Raw genomic sequence first — 18,697 nt, 5'->3', positions numbered from 1 at the left:
CGCGGCTTCGCGCGGCGTCGCCCAACGGCCTGGGAATATCTAGAAAATACCATGCCACCTTGGCCGCGGCAACGCCGTTCTTTGGCACGAACCTTGCTAGAAGGGGGCGAAGGGCCGCTTCATGCCCGCGAAAGGCGTACGGGCATCGTCGCCGCTGCTGCGGGCCGGAAGGCGGCCGCGCAGTGCCCTGCAAGTTTGGCACGCATGTTGCTTGCAGGGCCTAACAGGGAATCTCGTCGCTTCGGCGGCGCGGCTAAGGGGTGCGTCTGCGGGCGCAGCCATGAGACAAGGAGGTAGCCTATGAAGTCATCAGAGCGTCCCAAGTTCGGAAACTTGCAGAACCTGAAGGTTTTGAACGCCGGCGCGGTTATCGCGGCGCCGTTCGTGTGCGAGCTGTTCGCCGAGCAGGGGGCCGACGTCATCGAGCTGGAAAGCACCATGGCTCCCGATATGTACCGCATGTACGGCGACGCCTGGTCGGTGGACCGCCGCAACCAGCGCATGATGACCCTGAACATCCCCTCGCCCGAGGGCAAGGAGATTCTGCTGCAGATGGTGAAGTGGGCCGACGTGCTGGTGGAATCGTCCAAGGGTGGCACCTGGGCCAAGTGGGGCCTCACCGACGAGGTGCTGTGGGAGGCTAACCCGGCGCTGGTCATCCTGCACATCTCCGGCTTCGGCAACTGGGGCGATCCCGACTACGTGCGCAAGGCGTCCTTCGACCCCATCGGCCAGGCGTTCTCGGGCTATTCCAACCTGAACGGCTTCCCGGGTTGCCCGCCGAACGTGACCAAGCCCTTCACCGGCGACTTCGCCACGGCCCTCATGGGTGCCTGGGCGACGCTTGCCGCCGTCATTCGCGCCCGCGAGACCGGCGAGGGCGAGTCTATCGACTGCACCCAGTTCGAGTCGCTCGTGCGCATTCAGGGCGCCACGCTTTCCGACGGCATCAACCACGGTATCCAGCCCATGCGTATCGGCAACGAGGACCTGGTGGGCGCCTGCGCTGGCTCCCAGAAGTGCAAGGACGGCTACGTGCAGGTGGCCGTGGGCGGCGCCGGCCCGGTGCGCAAGCTGGTGGAGTTCTTCGGCTTCGCCGACGACGAGGACTTCCAGCCGCTGGGATCCTACGCCTCCATCACCCGCGCGCCCGGCTGCAAGAGCTTGGACGAGCCCCTGCCACCCCGCGCCGCGAAGTTCCGCGCCGCGCTGGACTCCTGGTGCGAGGAGCACACGGTGGAGGAAGTGAACCGCACGTTCTCTGAGATGGGCATTCCGGTGAGCCCGCACATGACCTACGCCATGATGCTGGAGGATCCGCACTATCAGGCCCGCGAGGTGTTCATCGACGTGCACGACGAGATCACCGGCAAGGACGTGAAGCAGGTGAACATGATGCCGAAGTTCTCGAAGCATCCTGGCCAGATTATTCGCGGCGGTGCCAAGTACAACACCGACACCAATGACATTCTGGAGGAGTTCGGCTATTCACCTGAGGAAATCGAGCTGCTCTACGAGAAGGGTGTGCTGAAGAAGGGCGAGTAACTTGCCCGCACTGGGAGGGTTGCGGGGCTCACCGCTCCGCTTCCTCCCCCTGTAAGGGGTAATTAGCAAAAACGGTAGCCGCGTTCCGTTGCAGAGGGACGTTGCGGCACGGTTTTTGCTAGTGATACGACGCCCGGTTTGCAGATCGGGCGTAACGAGATAAGGAGAAAGAATGGGAACTACAACTAAGGGCAGCAATTACGCCTGGGCAATTGCGATTTCCTGTATCGCATTCTATGCCGTACCGCTGGGCTTTGCCGCCAATCATTCAGGTCTGTTCCTGACCCCGGTCATCGATGAGTTTGGTTGGAGCCAGACGGATGCCTCGCTGTACATGTCCATTCAGCCTTGGGTACAGGCTATTGTGACGATTTTCGCCGGCAAAATCATCGCCAAGTACAATCCGCGCTGGATCATGACCGCCGCCATGCTGGTCTTCAGCCTGTCGTGGATTGCCTGCGCGTTCTTCGACGCGCCCTGGCAGTGGAACATCTTCGGCGTGCTGTACGGCGCTTCTGCTGCGTTCTGGATGTATATTGGAACGCCGACCATGGTCAATCGCTGGTTTGCCAAGAGCAACGGCACGGTCATCGGCACCATCGGCGTGTTCGTGTCGCTGTTCGGCGCCATCATGAGCCCTGTCGTGCAGGGTTGGATTTCCGGTATGGGCTGGCATACCGCCCGTATCATCACCGGCGTGATCGTTCTGGTCATTGGCGCCGGTGTCACGCTGGCTTTGCTGCGCGAGTCCCCTGAGAAGATGGGCGTGAAGCCCTGGGGCTACGATGCCGCCGAGGCCGATCGTGCTAAGTCTGCCGAAGCCAACGTCACCGAGGTTAAGGAGACTTCCGGCCTCATGCGCAGCGAGGCCCTGAAGCAGCCCGCCCTGTGGCTCCTCGTGCTGATGGCCGGCATGTTCGTCATCTCCGCCTCGTTCGTGCAGCAGCTTTCCCGCTATGCCTCGACGGTGGACGCCCTGGGTCCGGAGGTGGGCGCCATGGCCGTGTCGGTGGCCATGATCACCTCGATGATCGGCAAGTTTGGCCTGGGCTGGATTTCCGACCACTTCGGTGCCAAGGCCGCCGGTATCGTGGCGGGCGTTTTGGGCGGCGCCGGCGCGGCGGTGGCCCTTATTTCCGGTGACAGCGCGATGATCTTCTATGTGGGCGTCGCCCTGTTCGGCATCGGCTACTCCGCCTTGAACGTTGTTCCGCCGCTGACCTGCCAGCAGGCCTTCGGCGACAAGGACTACTCCTCGGTGTTCGCCGTGGTCGCCACGGGCCTGAACGTGTTCTCGGGCTTCTCGGCCCTGATCTACGCTCAGATCTTCGACATTACGGGTTCCTACGCCGGTGCCTTCTGGATGAACATCGTGTTCTATGTGCTGATCATCATCCTGGCCCTGGTCATCGTGCCCATGGGCCGTCGCGCCTGGGCCAACAAGTAGGCGACGCGAACGCGCGTCTGCTTCGGTGGGCCGAGGCTGCAAACTCGGCCCACGCCATGTTCGGGCCGCGGGTAACCGCTCGACAAACGAACAAAGGGAAAGGCGTCCTGCGGGGCGCCTTTCTTCTACAATGAGGCTATGGAAGAAATCACGCACATAGCCGGGGACGTGCTGGAGCACTCCGTTGCCGACACGCTCTACCTCATCCCGTTTCTGTTCGTCACCTATCTGGCCATGGAGTGGCTGGAGCACAAGACCGGCGGCAAGACCCAGGAGGCCATCCGGCATGCCGGGGCGGCCGGGCCCATCGTGGGCGCGTTTCTGGGCGTGGTGCCCCAGTGCGGCTTCTCGGCCGCGGCGGCCACGCTGTACGCCGGCCGCGTCATCACCTTGGGCACGCTCTTCGCCGTGTTCCTGTCCACCTCCGACGAGATGCTGCCGATTTTCCTGGCCGAGGCCGTGCCGGGCAACACCATCTTGTCCATCATGGGCGCGAAGGTGGTCATCGGCATGGTCATGGGATTTATCGTGGACGCCGTGCTGCGCCTGGCGCGCCGCGATAGGGAGCGCCTGCGCATTCACGAGCTGTGCGAGCGGGACCGGTGCGGTTGCAACCACGACTGCCATGCCTGCGAGGTCGCGCCCGAGCGCGCCTACGAGCATCACGACGACGTGGAGCACACCCACAGCCACGGCCACGGGTGGCGGGGCATTCTGAAAAGCGCCACGAAGCATACGGTGCAGGTGACCCTGTTCATCTTCCTCATCACCATTATGCTGAACGTGGTGCTGGAAACGGTGGGGGAAGACGCGCTTGCCCGCCTCCTCGGCGAGAATCCGAATTTCTCCGTCTTCGCCACGGCGCTCGTGGGCCTCATTCCGAACTGTGCGGCCAGCGTGGTCATCGCCCAGCTGTACGTGGAGGGCGTGCTGGGCGGCGGCGCCATGCTCGCGGGCCTGCTCGTGAGCGCCGGCGTGGGCCTGCTCGTGCTCGTGCGCGCCAACCGCCATTGGAAGCAGAACCTGGCCATCATCGTCGCGCTGTATGCCACGGGCGTTTTCTGGGGCCTTATCTGCAACGGGCTTGGCATCGTGTTCTGAGGTCGTATTCGCTTTTGCCCGAGGCGCGGCGCCCGGCCCGTGGCGGGAGGAGCGTGCCATCTGCTAAGATGGGCCGTGGCGCCTCCGCAGCGGACGGCGCGCGATGTGCAGGCCCCGCAGGAGGAGAGCTCATGGTGGAATTGGGAGACGAGAAGGTTATCTACGCGTTCAGTGCCGATGCCGAGCCGGCGATGACGGTGCCGTCGGGCACCACGGTGCGTGTGCGCACGAAGGACTGCTTCGGCAACCAGGTGCAATCGGCCGACGACGAGCTGGACGAAATCGATTGGGATCGCATCAATCCCGCCACCGGCCCCATCTTCGTGGAGGAGGCGCAGCCGGGCGGTGCCCTGAAAGTGACGATCGAGGCTATCGAGCTGGATGCCCAGACGGCCTCGTGCACCGGCAAGGACGAGGGCGTGTGCGGGGACCGGCTCGACGCCTGGTCCACTAAGATCTGCGCCATCGAGGACGATCATCTGGTGTGGGACGACGGCCTGTCCATTCCGCTGGCTCCCATGATCGGCGTCATCGGCGTGGCCCCGGCCGGCGCGCCGGTGAATTGCGGCACGCCGGGTTCCCACGGCGGCAATATGGACAACACCGCCATCGGCGCCGGTGCCACGCTGTACTTCCCCGTGGCCGTGCCGGGCGCCTTGTTCGGCTTGGGCGATATGCACGCCGTCATGGGCGACGGCGAGGTGTCGGTGTCGGGTGCCGAGGTGGCTGGCTGGGCCACCGTCACCCTTACGGCGATGCCCGATCTGGCGGTGCCGAACCCGCTCATCGAGACGGCCACGCACTTCGGCATCATCGTGTCGGGCGATTCCCTGGACGCGGCGGCCGATGCGGCGGTGCACCAGATGGTCGACGTGCTGCACGAGGGCACGGGCCGGGGTGCCGACGAGCTGGTGATGCTGCTGTCGCTGACGGCCGATGTGCAGGTGTGCCAGATGGTGGACCCCCAGAAAACGGTGCGCTTCATGGTGCCGAAATACGTGTTGGAGGGCATCGGCTTCACGCTGCCGGCCTAAAGGGCCCGGCCGCGCCGGCCGCGATGGCGTCGGTGCCCGGCTTCGGCTTCGCAATGCGCGGCGTCCCCCAAGGGGCGCCGTTTTTGTGCGCTCAACCGAAACGCCGCCATTTTGCCCCATCGGGGCGAAAACCGCGTTCGCGCGCTGCCGCCGTGTTTCTGGGCGGCGCATAATGCCCCTATCGTAGTGCCGCGACCTCGCAGAGCGCCTCGCGCATCCTGCCGCGTCGCGACACAGCGATTGCAGAGAGGAAGGCCGCGGGCACTCTGGGCGCGCCGGTCGCGCACAGCGCATCGCGCCGGGGGTCGCGGTCCCAAGGGAAAGGAGATGGGTATGGGAAAGCCCGTCCAAGAGCCGACCATCGGCCTCGGTGAGGACATCGAGGCGTTCGGCTACAAGCAGGAGCTGCGCCGCGGGTTGCAACTCCACGACGTCGTTTTGTACGGCGTTCTGTTCATGGTGCTCATTGCGCCGCAGTCTATCTGGGGCTCGCTGCAGGTCGATTCCGGCGGCCTCACCCCGCTGGTGTACATCATCGGCTTCGTGGCCATCAGCTTCACGGCCCTCAGCTACGCGGCCATGTCCAACAAGTTCCCCATTGCCGGGTCGGTGTACTCCTATGTGCAGCGCGCCATCAACCCCCACGTGGGCTTCATGTCCGGCTGGCTCATTCTGCTGGATTACATCCTGGTCCCCTCGCTTTTGCTGGTCATGGTGGCCAACTGGGGCACGACGCTGGTGCCCGGATCGCCCTGGTGGCTGTGGGTGCTGGTGTTCGTCGCCTTCAACACCTTCGTGAACGTTCGCGGCATCACCATGTCGAAGGGCGTTGACTGGGTCATCTTCGCCGTGGAGATCGTGGCGCTCATCGTGTTCATCGCCGTGGGCTGTATGTACGTTTCCGGCGGTGGCGGCTACGGCGAGTTCTCCACCGAGCCGTTCTACAAGCCCGGCGAGGTAGATCTGCACTTCGTGGCCACGGCCGTGTCGCTGGCCTGCCTGTCCTTCCTCGGCTTCGACGGCATGTCCACGCTTGCCGAGGAAACCCGCCAGCCCGAGAAGAACATCGGCAAGGGTATCCTCATCGCGCTCTGCATCATGATCGTCGTGTTCGTGGCGCAGACCTACGTGGCCGCCCTCATCCTGCCCGACTGGGCGAACACCGACCCCGACATGGGCTTCTTCGATGCGTGCTACGCCGCCGGCGGCCTGCTGCTGCAGAACTTCATGCTCGTTATCAACATCGTGGCTATCGGCATTGCCAACATCATGAACGCGCAGATCGCCTCTTCGCGCCTGCTGTTCTCCATGGGCCGCGACGGCGTGCTGCCCCGTGTGCTCGGCAAGGTGCACCCCAAGTACCAGACTCCCTGGATCGCCGCCATCTTCCTCGGCGCGTTCTCGCTGGTGCTCACGCTGACGGCCGGCCAGTTCGGCGGCATGACGGTGCTCGCCCCCATGGTCAATTTCGGCGCCCTGGCCTCGTTCATCGTGCTGAACTTCGGCGTGTTCTGGTACTTCTGGTGCCGCGAGAAGCAGCGGGGTCCCAAGGCCGTTCTGCGCTACCTCATCTGCCCCTGGATCGGCATTCTCATTCTGATCTACGTGTTCACGGGCTTCGATATGCTCACCTACGGCGTGGGCGTCAGTTGGTTCATCGTGGGCCTTATCATTGCCGCGGTCATTTCCAAGGGCTTCAAGGAAGTGCCCGAGGCCTTCAAGAACCTGGAGGTGTAGGGCTCCGGCGCCGTTTTGTCGCGGCGCGCAGCGGAATCGATGGAGGGTCGTCCAAAGGGGCGACCCTCTTTTTGTGGGAACGCGGGTGGCCGTCGGCCGGGCAAGTGGGTATAGTGGTGCCGAATGAAAACGAGACGAGAGGAGACGTTCATGGCCGCACTTTCCGCCGGCATGACGCGCGAGCAGGCCTACGAGCTGCTGGCCGCCCACAACCAGGACCCCTTCCATCTGGAGCACGGCGAGACCGTGGAGCAGACCATGCGCTACTTCGCCCGCGAGTACGACGCCGAGAACGAGGAGTTCTGGGGCATCGTGGGCCTGCTGCACGATCTGGACTGGGAGGAGCACGACGACGAGCCGGAATTGCACACCATCTACGCGGCGCCGCTTATCGAGGCGGCCGGCGGCACGCCCGAGCTCATCCGCGCCATTCAGTCGCACACGTCGGACTTCAACCCCGAGCTGCCGAAGCCTGAGCTGCAGATGGAGAAGATCCTGTTCGCCACCGAGGAGCTGACGGGACTTATCGGCGCGGCTGTGGTCATGCGCCCGAGCAAGTCGGTCATGGACTTCAACGTGAAGTCGCTGAAGAAGAAGTACAAGGACAAGCGCTTCGCCGCCGGCGTGAGCCGCGAGGTGATCGCCTCGGGTGCCGAGATGCTCGGCTGGGAGCTGGACGAACTGTTCGCCCGCACCATCGAGGCCATGCAGTCCTTCGCCCCCGACCGCGACACCTTCGTCGCGGAGTAGGGGAGCGCCGTTGCCGCTGCCGGGGCTGGGGCTGGGGCAGCGGCGGGTCGGCGCATCGCAACGGTGCACTGGGTTGAGGGGCCGTTTTCGCTTTCGGGCGGAGCGGCCCCTTGGCGTTCTTTTCAACAACTTTGCAAAGAAACCGTGGGGGTTGCATGGCGGGGCTACAATGATCGGTGGACTTGACAGTCCGCCGAGCAGATTCGCCGACAGAAAGGATGCCCCCATGTGGTGCAAGAAGATCCTCGTGGCCTACGACGGAAGCGCGCCATCGCACCGCGCCCTCGAGGTGATGCGCGAGATAGCCGATCAGAACCCTGCGGTTGAGGTGGTGCTCGTGCACGTCATGCGCCTGTTCTCGTCGGGCTCGGCTGCGGCGGGCATGGACACCGTCATGGTGGAGGATGCCATGGCCGTGCGCGGCGAGCTTGAGGCCATCGCCGCCGATATGGCCAATCCCACCGAGGTGAAGGTGCTGAAGGGCACGTCCCCGGCCGATCTCATCGTGAACTGCGCGAAGGACGAGGGCTGCGACCTCATCATCATGGGCAGCCGCGGCCAGGGCGGGGTGAAGGGATTCCTCGGCTCGGTCAGCTACGCGGTCACCAAGGAATCGCCCATGACCGTCCTTATCGCGAAAGAAGGCGACTGCCGCTAATGGCCTCATCTGCTGCCGCGACCCGTACGGCCGCAACCTCTCCCGCTTCCGCCGGTACGCGCTCGGGCCGTCCTGCAGCTCGGGTGCAGGCGAAGCCCGCTGCCCCCGCGTGCGCCAAGCCCGCGCCCCAGCCCTTGTGGACGCGCAATTTCGTGGCGGGCACGTTTCTGAACTTCTTCATCGCGGGTAACTACTTCATGCTCATGGTGGTGATGACCGCCTACGCGCTTGCGGTGTATGAGGCCCCGGCTGCGGTGGCCGCCTTCTGCGCGAGCGCATTTATCGTGGGCACGCTGTTCTCGCGCTTCACCGCCGCGCCGCTCATGGAGCGTTTCGGGCGCATGCCCCTGCTCATCGTCGGCTGCATTGCGGAGGTGGCCCTCACGGCGCTCTACCTGCTGAACGAACCTATCGGCGCGCTCATCGGCGTGCGCCTGGTTCACGGGTTCGCCTACGGCGTGTGCTCCACCACCGTCGCTACGGTGATCACCAGCGTGGTGCCGCCCGAGCGCAAGGGCGAGGGCATCGGCTACTTCATGCTGTCCATCACCCTGGGCAGCGCCATCGGCCCGTTCGCCGGCATTTTCCTGGCGAACAACTTCGGCTACCCGGTGGTGTTCACGGTGGCGAGCGTGCTGGTGGCCGCGTCCATTCCCGCGGCGCTGCTTCTGCGTCCCGGGACGGCTACGAAGGTGAAGGGCTCGTCGTCGCGTGCCGTGGCCGAGGTTGAGGCGGCCGACGACGCCGCAGCTGCCGTCCTGGCCGCTGCACCCGTGGAGGAGGCACGCGAGGATGCCGCTGCCGTTGCCGATGGGCCTCGCGCCGTCAGCACGCCGGCTGCTGCCGCCGACGACGCGGTCTGTCCCGTGTGCGCCGGCACCGATACCGACTGCCCGGCCTGCAGCCGCGTGCCCTCTACTCATTTGGAAGAGGTGGTCACCGCGAAGGTGGAGCACTCGCCGCTCGCGCGCTTCGTGGAGGCTGGCGTGCTGCCCATCGCCGTGGTGTGCGGCCTTCTGTTCTTCGGCTATTCCAGCCTGCTCACGTTCCTCACGCCCTACGCCACCGAAATCGGCCTGGCCCGCGCGGCCAGCGTGTTCTTCGTGGTGTACGCCCTGGCCATGTTCATCACGCGCCCCTTCACCGGCCGCGCCTTCGACCGCGTGGGGCCGCATCCGGTCATGGTGCCGGCTTTCGCGTCGTTCGTTGCCGGCATGGTGGTGCTCGCCTTCGCCGCCAACGACTGGATGATCTTGGGCGCGGCGGCGCTGCTCGGCTTCGGCGTGGGTACGGTGCAGTCGTGCGGCCTGGCCATGGCCGTGCGCGTGACGAGCGATGCGCGGCTTTCGGTGGCCAACGCCACCTTCTACATGCTGCTCGACGTGGGCGTGGGCATCGGCCCCATCCTGCTGGGCCTTGTGGCCCCGCTCATCGGGTACGCGAACCTGTACCTGGCCATGGCCGTGGTAGGCGCCGCAGCCCTGGCGCTGTTCCTGGTGGTCGCCAAAACCGAGAAGGGTGTTCGGTAAATTCCCTGGTCAACTATGGGGTGAGAGAGGGGGTGAGCCTATATCGCACCCGCGTTTCGCCCCTTTCACCCACGACAAAAGCTTCTTTCGCCTTCACAATGCGTTCACGAGAGACGCGAGCCCGCGCTTGACGGCGGCGCCCGCGTTCGGGAGACATCGTTGAAGGAGGAGTGAAGATGGAGAAGGCGAAAAGCTTCGCGCCGAGTCGCCGCGACTTCCTGAAGGCCGGCGGCATCGCCCTTTTGGGATCGGCTGCGGCGGCGGGCGCTTTTGCCGCGGTTCCCCCCGTGCGCGCCTTTGCCGAGGAAGAGGGCGCCGCGACGGTTGAAGCGGGCATCGCGAACTTCGATACCGACCTGTACGCCCAGGTGTTCCCCACCAAGGTGCGCTACGTGCCCGTGGTGGACGCGCCGACGGACATGGACCGTCAGGGCAAGGTGGCCTTCGAGCTGCGCGAGATTGGCGAGGACGAGATCGTGCGCACCGAGGAGACCGACGTGCTGGTGGCCGGTTGCGGCATTACCGGCGTGTGCGCCGCGCTGTCGGCATCCGATGACGGCGCCACCCGCGTGCTCTGCCTCGAGAAGATGAGCGAGGGCCGCGGCATGTTCGAGGGCATGGGCGTCACGGGCGGTGCCGCCATGGCCGCGGCGGACTATGTGTGCGACAAGCCGCTGATGATGGACCGCATGCGCCACGCCGCCTACTACCGCGTGCCCATCGATCCCATCAAGCTGTGGGCCGATCGCTCGCCGGAAGCCGCCGACTGGCTTCAGGCCAAGTTCGATGAGGGCGAAGGTGAAATCACCGAGGGCTTCAAGATCAACAACGAGAACGCCCACCACTTCGACGTGCCGCAGACTGAGGTGACCTTCACGTCGCCCCAGTGGTCCGAGCAGACCATCAAGAACGCCGGCGGCGCGGGCATCTACATTGTGAAGGATCTGGCGAACACGCTTTCCAAGCGCGCCAACGCCGAGGTGCGCTACCGCAGCGCCGTGGTGAAGCTGGAGCGCGAGGAGGGCGGCCGGGTGACCGGCGCCATCTGCAAAGACGGCGAAGGCTACTTCCGCGTGAACGCGGCCAAGGGCGTGGTGCTCGCCACGGGCGGCTTCGATGCCAACCCGGCTATGCTGAAGGCCTGGTGCCGTCCCGAGGACATCGCCAACGCCGCCTCGTGGTGCCCCAATTACGGCACCACCGGCGACGGCCAGCTGATGGGCCTGGCCGTGGGCGGCCAGATGGATCCGCTGCCGGCGGCTGTTATGAACTTCGATTTCGGCAGCCCCGAGTCCTTCTATTCCTCTAACCTGGGCATTACGGGCCTGGTGGCCGGCGGCCTGATGATCAACGAGGAGGGCCGTCGCTTCGCCTCCGAGTCGCTGCCGTTCCAGGCGCGTTCCAACGCCATTACCGCCCAGCGCCATTACGGCGAGAACTGCTGGCGCGTGGCCAGCTCCGCCCAGGTGCCGGCTCCCGCGGTGCTGGAGGCCCTGGAGCCGTTCAAGGAGAAGGGCTGGGCGTTCGAGGCCGACAGCCTGGAAGAGCTGGCAGCCTTGATGGAGGTGCCCGCCGACACCCTGGTGGCCGAGGTGGCGCGCTTCAACACCTTCGTCGACAACAAGCTGGACGAGGACTTCAACCGCCCCATGGAAAAGGCCGTGAAGATCGAGGGTGAGAAGTACTACGCCGTGAAGCACCAGTCCTCCATTCTGGCTACGGTATCCGGCCTGGTGGTGGATTACGAGTGCCGCGTGCTCGACTACGACAACGAGGTTATTCCGGGTCTGTACGCCGCCGGCGGGGCCTCGGGCGGGTTCTTCCACACGAACTATCCGCGCCATATCTTCGGCCCGTCCATCGGCCGTTGCGTTACATTCGGTTTCGTTTCCGGCCAGAGTGCCGCTCAGGGGGTGTAGGCAATGAGGAAGTCACTGCGTTTGAAGGGCGTCGCCGCGGCGGCGGTTGCGATCGCGTTCGGTCTGTGCCTGGCTGCGGGTTGCGCGCCCGCCGGCGGTGCCTCTGATGGCGCCCTCGCCGACACGGGCGATCTGGCGGCGGCGTATCCCGTGCATGGGAGCAATGCCGAGGACGGGGCCGGTCTGGCCGGCTACCACGCGGCTCTGGGCCAGGATTGCGCGTCGTGCCATCAGGGGAACCTGGCCGACCAGCTGGCGGCTGCCGGCATCGAGGGCGAGCCGGACTGCTCGAGCACGTTCTACAACGACACCGCCACCTGCCTCAGCTCCGACTGCCATGTCTCGTGGGACGCGCTGGCCGAGCGTACGGCAGATCTGGGCGACTACAATCCCCACGATTCCATTCACGGCACCATCGAGGATTGCAACGAGTGCCACAAGGGCCATGCCGAGCAGGTCGATATCTGCGGGCAGTGCCACCCCAACGGCGGCCAGGAGATGACCGTCTAGGACGAGGCAGCAAAGACGCCGTTTCAAGGGAGCGACTGCGGTCGCTCCCTTTGCGTGTGGCTGGCTATTCGGCGTGGCGGTTGCTATACTGCCTGGTAAACGGGGAGCGAGGAAGGGATTTCATGGCAGATAAGCAGCGTCCGGCACCGGGATGCGGGCAGGAGGCGTCCTACGATTTCGAGCAGGAGGCCTCGGCGGCGCGCATCTTCCCGGTGCGCTTCCTGGGCATGGGGCTGTTCATTGCGTGGCTGAGCTGCACCCATATCTCCCTCATCTTCCCCGGCCCGGGTTGCGACTTAGATGCCCGCACCGCCTTCGACATGGGCATGCGCGTCGGCGACATCGGCACGTTCATCGTCTTGGCCCTAGGAGCGCGCAGGATAGGCGTTCTGTCGAATCATGCCCGGGCGTGCTTTGCGCTGGCCACGCTTACGGCGGTGCTGACGGCATTGATCGGGCTGGGGGCCCTGCCCGGGGAATGGCCCTATGCGGCCGTGTTCTCCCTTGCGGTTCCCGCGGCTGTGGGCGGTGCCCTGCTGTTCTGCCTGTGGGGCCAGGTGTACTGCTCCATGGGCATGACCCAGGCCATCGTAGACGGAGCCCTTTCGTGCATCACGGCGCTGCTCGTTTCCTGCCTGATCGCCATGCTTCGTCCTCCGTTTGCCGTGATGGCCACGGCGCTTTGCCCGCTGGCGTCTATGGTGGCCGCGGCCCTTTCCCTGAGGGTGCTGCCCTCGGAATCGCCCGCCGATGCGGCCCAGCGTTATCCCATGCCGCTGAAGTTGCTCGCCATCATGGCCATAGGCAGCTTTATCATGGGCACGTCGAGCCTGTTCATGGCCAACGCCGACTACATGGGCTCCATCCACCGCATCCTCGCTACCGGCGCCTTCGGGGTGGTGGTGCTGGGGCTGGCGTGGCTGCGTCGCGACAAGCTGGACGCGCGCACCCTGGCTCTGGCCGCCCTGGGGCTGGCGGTGGCATCGTTGGTGCTGGTGCCGTTCGGTGCCGGGTTTCTGGGCAATGCGATTTCGTTCACTGCCAAATTCGCCTTCGTGTTCTTCACGTTTTTCGTGTTGTTGGTGCTGGTGGGCATTGTGCGCCGCTACGAGGTGCCCAGCCTGCGCCTGTTCGCCGTGACGCGCGCATGCACCGAGCTCCCCCTGCTGGCCGGCTTGCTGCTTATGCGCTTCGTGCAGGCCACGGCGCTGCACGACAGCCAGCTGGTGCGCGTGGTGGTGGCGCTGGCGGGTTTGGTGCTGGTGCTCGTGTGCGTGCTCATTTGGAAGAGCGAGACGGCGGTGAACGCCGACTGGGGAGCCCAGGGCGTGGGCATCGGTACCGACGAGCACGAGCCGGGCCCCCACGAGCTGTTTCTGGCGCGCTGCGACGCTTTGGCCGAGCGCTACGGCCTTACCGCGCGAGAGTCCGAGCTGCTCACCTTGGCGCTGCAGGGCAAGACGCGATCGCAGATCGAGCAAGAGCTGTATCTGTCGGCCAACACGGTGAAGACGCACCTGCGCCATGCGTACGGTAAGCTGGGCGTCCATTCGAAGGCCGAGGCCGCCGAGCTTCTCGAGACCGCTCTATAGGGGCGGGCCGTGGCGGGACTCGAGTGTGCCTGATGCGCGGGGTTCAGGCGCGAAGGAGCGGGCGTGCGGTTTCGGTTCGAGCCCAGGCGGATTTCCGCGCCTTTTTCGCGAAAAAAAGAGCGGAAGCTGCCAAGAGGGGCAGCTTCCGCTGGGGAGGGTCGGATTGCCGAAGTCGGCGGACGTTGGTCGATGCTGCGGACGCCCCCCGTCGCTGTCCGACGGCCGCGGTCCGCTCGCGTGCGCTTAAGCCTGCTTGAGGTAGTCCACCATGGCGCGGGCGGCCACGCGGCCCGAGGCCTGGGACAGGCCCGAGCACGATCCGCCCACCGCGTAGTAGGGCGAGCAGAACAGGCTGCCGTTCTCAACGCCGGCTACGTACAGGCCGGGAATGGGGTCGGAATTCGCGTCCAGGGCGCAGCAGTTCTCATCGGTGCGCGGACCGCCGAAGGTGTTGAAGGCGCTCGGGTTGTACTCGAAGGCGTAATAGGCCGCCGAGCCGTCCTCGATGGGCTGTAGGAAGGCGGGGTCCTTCAGGAAGAGCGTGTCGGCGCCGGCCGCCACCATCTGGTCGTACTCGGCCACGGTCTCGGGCAGGGCGGTAAGGCCCGTCAGCTCGGCCAGTTCGGCCAGGGTCGCCGCCTTGAAGCACCAGCCCTCTTCCTGGGCCTCGGCCAGGTTCGCGTCGAAGTCGGCCAAGGGCGCGTTGAACATTGTGGCCGCGGACGTCCACACCGCCGGTGCGCCGATGTTCTGGTAGTAGGGCGCGTCCTTCATGGCGTTCACCGTGTTCTCGCTGAAGATGGCGTAGTAGCACTTCTCGTGCAGGGTGGCCTCGCCGCCGCCGTTCATGGGCTCTTGGGCCAGCATGTACTCGTTCATGAAGCGTTTGCCCGCCGGGTCGGTCAGCAGGCCGCCGTAGAAGGCCAGCTGCATGAAGGGGTTGGCGTCGAACACCGAGATGGTGCTCTTCTCGTTCATGCCGTAGATGTCGTTCATGCCCAGGCCGCGGATGCGCTCGGCCACACCGCCGGCCTCCAGCACAATACGCTCGCCATCGCCGGTGTTGTTGAGCGAGCCCATGCTGACCACCTTGCACCCGCCGTACTCGGCGGCCATCTTTTCCTCGTTGGCCAAATAGCCGCCGGTGCACACGAGCACGGCCTTGGCATTCACGTTGATGACGTCCTTGCCGCTCTCGCACTGCACGCCCACGGCGCGGCCGTCCTCCATGAGAATGTGAGTGGCCGGGGCGTCGTAGAGGAACTCCACCCCAAGTGCCGTGAGGCCCTCTTCGAAGTTCACGCCCTTGTTCTTGCCGGTGAATCCGTGCACGTTCAGGAAGCCGAAGTTGTAGCGGTCGCCCAGCACCATGGTCTCGACGCCCATCTCGTCGAAGATGTCGATGTTGCTGGGAAGCAGGCTGACGCACTCGCGCAGCAGGCGGGCGTTCACCGTCCAGTGGGCGTAGTTGATCATGCGCTCGTACATGTCGTCCACGGTGTAGGTCTCGCCGGCTTCCTTCAGCGCGGCCGTTTCCACCGAGGCGGTGCCGGTGATCTCGTTGAAGTTGGAATCGGTGGCGTTGCCGCTCTTAGTGACCACCAGCACGCTGCCGGCGCCGGCCTTGGCGGCCTCGTAGGCGGCGAAACAGCCGGCCGCGCCCGAGCCGACGATGACGATGTCGGCGTCGCGGGTGGCCGTGGGCTCCTTCGGCGCGGGCGCCTCGCCGGTGTCGGCCAGTTTCTCGTCGTCTTTGGCGGCCGGCGCGCACCCGACCAGGCCGGCGGCCCCGGCGGTGCCGAGCAGGGCGGCGGCCGAACCTGCCAGGAAGTTGCGGCGCGTCAGCTTCAAGGTGGTGATGTTCTCGTTCATGGGGTCCTCCTTTTCCCTCTTTCGGATGGCCCCAGTCTAGGCGCGCCGGCGGCGTTTTGGGAAATATCTCTTTGCTCGATACCTAGAAGCGTTTCTTATAAATGCTGGTCGCTAATGAAATCGAGGAACTTTTCCAGAGCTGGGTTGTCGTTGTCGGCCCTATACACCCACCCGATCTCCAGCGATGCGTCGTAGCCCTGCACTGCGCGGGCGACATAGCCCTGGTCGAGCGATGCGATGACGGTCTCGGGCACCGCCTCGATGCCCAGGCCCAGGGTCATCATCATCCAGGCAATGCCCTGGTCCTCGGCGCGCGAAAGCATGACCTCGGGGTGCTCGGCCAGGTAGGGGTAGGTAGCCAGCGCCAGCTCGTCGCCGGGTGTGTCGGCGATGATGTGCGGATAGGCAAGCAGGTCTTCTACATCCAGAAAGCGCCGCGCCGCCAGGGGGTGCGACTCGCTCATGATGATGTGCAGCGGCTCGCGAGCGGCACCGGCGACGGCCAGCCCCTCGCGATCGGCGAAAGCGCAGGGCGGCGCGGGCGCCACATCGTAAGCGCCGGCGCGCAGATGCTCCTCCTGCATGCGGGAAAGCGCGCGGTGCAGCCCGATGCGAATCTCGGGATAGGTGGTGCAAAAGCGGCGGATAACCTGGAAGAGCCCCATCTGACCCGAGCTGGCCACGCCGATGTCCAGCGACCCGGCTTGCCCGCGGGCAATGGAGGAGGCGTGCCGATCGGCGCGCTCCAGGGCATCCAGGATGCCGGACACGTCGCGATAGTACTGGCGTCCGGCCGCCGTCAGCTGCACGCCTTTGGTGCTACGCAGGAACAAGGAGAATCCCAGCTCCTTTTCAAGGGCCTGGATCTGCTGGCTGATGGCCGGCTGCGCCACATGGCATCGCTCGGCCGCCTGGGTGAAGCTGCCCGTATCGGCTACTGCGATAAAGTACTCGAGCTGCGAAGTGCGCATGAGACGTCCTTTCCCGAAAGTTCCCGTCAGCATACCCGAACGCGCGTGTTTTGCCCATGCTCGGGGCGATGCGGAGAGGTCTTTTGGCCTCCCCGCAGCATTTCCCCCGTTTGGGTGATGGAAAACGACCAGGTCAGTTGGATACATTGGAGACGGCCGCAAAAGGCGGCCGGTGAAATTTGTCCTGTGGAATGCAAGGGAGGGAACGATGTATTTCGATCCGAACGAGGGCGTGGGCGCTGTGGCGCGGGGCGCGATGTCCCGCCGTAATTTCCTGGCGGGAGCAGCCGTGGCGGCTACCGGTGCTGCCATGGCGGGGCTGGCTGGCTGCGCGCCGAGCGCCGAGGATGGCAAGGTCGGTGCCGCGGGCGACACGGCGGATGGCACGGCCGCAGCGGGCGGTGCCATGGACGCCGACTCCTATTTCGCCAAGTGGAGTTTCGAGATTCCCGACGAGGCTATTGCCGACGACCAGATTGCCGAGACCATTGAGGCGGATATTGTGGTGGTGGGAGCCGGCACGGGCGGCCTGACGGTGGCCAACGCCGCCGCCGAGGAAGGCGCGAAGGTGGTGCTCATCTCGGCGAGCAGCAAACCCATCAGCCGCGGCGGCTCGAACCACGCCGTGTACTCCAAGTATATGGAGGCCATGGGCATTCCGCGCAACGATGCCATGTTCTTCGAGAAGGAGCTGCAGGCTAACGGCGCCCGCGTTGATACGCGCAAGTGGTACAAGTACTACAACAACTCCGAGGCCGTGATGAACTGGCTCATCGACATCATGGAGGCGGCAGGCTACACCACCGGCATCGAAACCCCGCTGCCCACCTTCAACAACGAGGAAGACTCCATTTACTACGTGATCGGCGCCCATGGCTGGTACGACGACGAGCATCCCGGCATGGGCATGAACCAGCCGCTGGTCGTAAACGAGCTGGCCCGTCGCTTCGAGGAGCTTTCGGGCACCACCATCTACTACAAGAACATCGCTCGCCAGCTGGTGCGCGGCGACGTGCCCAATGGCACCGAGGGCCGTGTGACGGCGGTTATCGCCGAGCGCGAGGACGGCACCTACGCGAAGTACGTAGGGTCGAAGGCCGTGGTGCTGGCCACGGGCGACTTCTCCACGAATCGTCAAATGATGGCCAAATATGCGCCCCAGGCGGTGGCCTACATCACGCCCGACCAGTTCGACGCGCCCGTCGATTACGACAAGGAGCTGTTCTACGGCGGCCTGTATCCGGGTGACGGCCAGAAGATGGGCCTGTGGTGCGGCGCGGCGTGGCAGAAGGCGTGGCCGGCCTGCCCCAATGGCGGCGGCGTGAAGGCCGGTCCCATGGACGGTGTCATTCCGTTCACGGGCTGCGCAGTGAACCGCGAGGGCAAGCGCTACTGCAACGAGTACGGTGCGCTGGGCAACATGCCCTTCACTACGCAGATGGGCTGCCCGGGCGGCGTGTCTTATGCCATCTGGGATATGAACTATGCCGAGCAGTACGGCTTGCCGTGGATCAACGGCAGCGTGCCCTACGGTCAGGACGCCTCCATGACGCCCGAGGAAGTGGTGGCATCGTGGGAGCCCATGGTGGAAAACGGGATGTTCGTGAAGGCCGACACGCTGGAGGACCTTGTTGCGCAGCTGGGTTTGCCCGAGACCACGTTGGACGAGATCGCCGCGTACAATGCCGACTGCGAGGCCGGGGTGGACACCCAGTTCCACAAGAATCCCAAGCTGATGACGCCCGTGGCGAAGGCCCCCTTCTACGGGGCGGCTTCGGACACCAGCTTCTTCCTTACCATTCTGGGCGGCCTGCGCACCGATGACGAGATGCGCGTGTGCGACGAGGACGACAACCCCATCGAGGGCCTGTACAATGTGGGCTCCATGATCGGTGACATGTTCTACGCCCAGTACACTTACATGATCCCCGGATTCACCTACGGTGCCAATCTGACACTCAGCTACCTGGCGGGCAAGTTCATCGTTGAGAACGAGTAAAGCCGAGCGGGTACAATAGCGGCTCGTGGAAAC

Annotated in this window: 14 protein-coding genes; 12 read left to right on the top strand and 2 right to left on the bottom strand. The window is 65.1% G+C overall.

From position 1 onward, the window contains the following. Nucleotides 1-300 precede the first annotated feature (300 nt). The 11 genes from VIN30_RS06675 to VIN30_RS06625 all read left to right on the top strand — a co-directional run bounded on the left by VIN30_RS06675 (nucleotide 301) and on the right by VIN30_RS06625 (nucleotide 13,822). The gene (locus tag VIN30_RS06675; protein ID WP_338210258.1) at nucleotides 301-1,545 is read left to right on the top strand and encodes a CoA transferase; all 1,245 of its coding nucleotides are present in this window, start codon (nucleotides 301-303) and stop codon (nucleotides 1,543-1,545) included. A gap of 172 nt (nucleotides 1,546-1,717) precedes the next feature. Continuing rightward, complete coding sequence (locus tag VIN30_RS06670) at nucleotides 1,718-2,992, top strand: MFS transporter (protein ID WP_338210256.1); 1,275 nt, start codon at nucleotides 1,718-1,720, stop codon at nucleotides 2,990-2,992. A 138-nt stretch (nucleotides 2,993-3,130) separates the two neighbouring features. Further along, nucleotides 3,131-4,093, top strand: a complete 963-nt coding sequence (locus VIN30_RS06665) for a putative manganese transporter (RefSeq protein ID WP_338210254.1) — start codon at nucleotides 3,131-3,133, stop codon at nucleotides 4,091-4,093. Between the two features lie 131 nt (nucleotides 4,094-4,224). Then, nucleotides 4,225-5,127, top strand: a complete 903-nt coding sequence (locus VIN30_RS06660) for an acetamidase/formamidase family protein (protein WP_338210252.1) — start codon at nucleotides 4,225-4,227, stop codon at nucleotides 5,125-5,127. 333 nt (nucleotides 5,128-5,460) lie between these two features. Further along, nucleotides 5,461-6,864 (top strand): APC family permease, encoded by a 1,404-nt coding sequence (locus VIN30_RS06655; RefSeq protein WP_326424495.1) that lies wholly within the window; start codon nucleotides 5,461-5,463, stop codon nucleotides 6,862-6,864. A gap of 150 nt (nucleotides 6,865-7,014) precedes the next feature. Next, nucleotides 7,015-7,614: an HD family phosphohydrolase gene (locus VIN30_RS06650; RefSeq protein ID WP_326424494.1), complete on the top strand. Its 600-nt coding sequence runs from the start codon at nucleotides 7,015-7,017 to the stop codon at nucleotides 7,612-7,614. Nucleotides 7,615-7,840: 226 nt separating this feature from the next. After that, nucleotides 7,841-8,272, top strand: coding sequence for a universal stress protein (locus VIN30_RS06645; protein ID WP_326424492.1), 432 nt, complete (start codon nucleotides 7,841-7,843; stop codon nucleotides 8,270-8,272). Then, nucleotides 8,272-9,801 carry an MFS transporter gene (locus tag VIN30_RS06640; protein ID WP_338210248.1) on the top strand — a complete coding sequence of 510 codons (1,530 nt, stop codon included), beginning with the start codon at nucleotides 8,272-8,274 and terminating at the stop codon, nucleotides 9,799-9,801. Before VIN30_RS06645 ends, VIN30_RS06640 begins: the two co-directional genes overlap by 1 nt. A 176-nt stretch (nucleotides 9,802-9,977) precedes the next feature. Continuing rightward, the gene (locus VIN30_RS06635) at nucleotides 9,978-11,720 is read left to right on the top strand and encodes an FAD-dependent oxidoreductase (protein WP_326424488.1); all 1,743 of its coding nucleotides are present in this window, start codon (nucleotides 9,978-9,980) and stop codon (nucleotides 11,718-11,720) included. Nucleotides 11,721-11,723: 3 nt separating this feature from the next. Next, the gene (locus tag VIN30_RS06630; protein WP_326424486.1) at nucleotides 11,724-12,230 is read left to right on the top strand and encodes a cytochrome c3 family protein; all 507 of its coding nucleotides are present in this window, start codon (nucleotides 11,724-11,726) and stop codon (nucleotides 12,228-12,230) included. A 122-nt stretch (nucleotides 12,231-12,352) separates the two neighbouring features. After that, nucleotides 12,353-13,822, top strand: coding sequence for a helix-turn-helix domain-containing protein (locus VIN30_RS06625; RefSeq protein WP_338210245.1), 1,470 nt, complete (start codon nucleotides 12,353-12,355; stop codon nucleotides 13,820-13,822). Nucleotides 13,823-14,065: 243 nt separating this feature from the next. Here the strand turns inward: VIN30_RS06625 and VIN30_RS06620 are convergent, their stop codons facing one another. Continuing rightward, nucleotides 14,066-15,694, bottom strand: a complete 1,629-nt coding sequence (locus tag VIN30_RS06620) for an FAD-binding protein (RefSeq protein WP_338210243.1) — start codon at nucleotides 15,692-15,694, stop codon at nucleotides 14,066-14,068. Between the two features lie 95 nt (nucleotides 15,695-15,789). Then, on the bottom strand, nucleotides 15,790-16,665 hold the full coding sequence (locus VIN30_RS06615; protein WP_338210241.1) for a LysR family transcriptional regulator: 876 nt from the start codon (nucleotides 16,663-16,665) through the stop codon (nucleotides 15,790-15,792). Nucleotides 16,666-16,873: 208 nt separating this feature from the next. On the opposite strand from VIN30_RS06615, the gene VIN30_RS06610 reads away from it, so the two are divergent. Continuing rightward, nucleotides 16,874-18,664, top strand: a complete 1,791-nt coding sequence (locus VIN30_RS06610) for an FAD-binding protein (RefSeq protein WP_338210239.1) — start codon at nucleotides 16,874-16,876, stop codon at nucleotides 18,662-18,664. Nucleotides 18,665-18,697 lie beyond the last annotated feature (33 nt).

Source organism: Adlercreutzia wanghongyangiae, assembly GCF_035989245.1.
Classification (GTDB): domain Bacteria; phylum Actinomycetota; class Coriobacteriia; order Coriobacteriales; family Eggerthellaceae; genus Adlercreutzia; species Adlercreutzia wanghongyangiae.
This window is presented reverse-complemented; position numbering and strand designations above follow the sequence as displayed.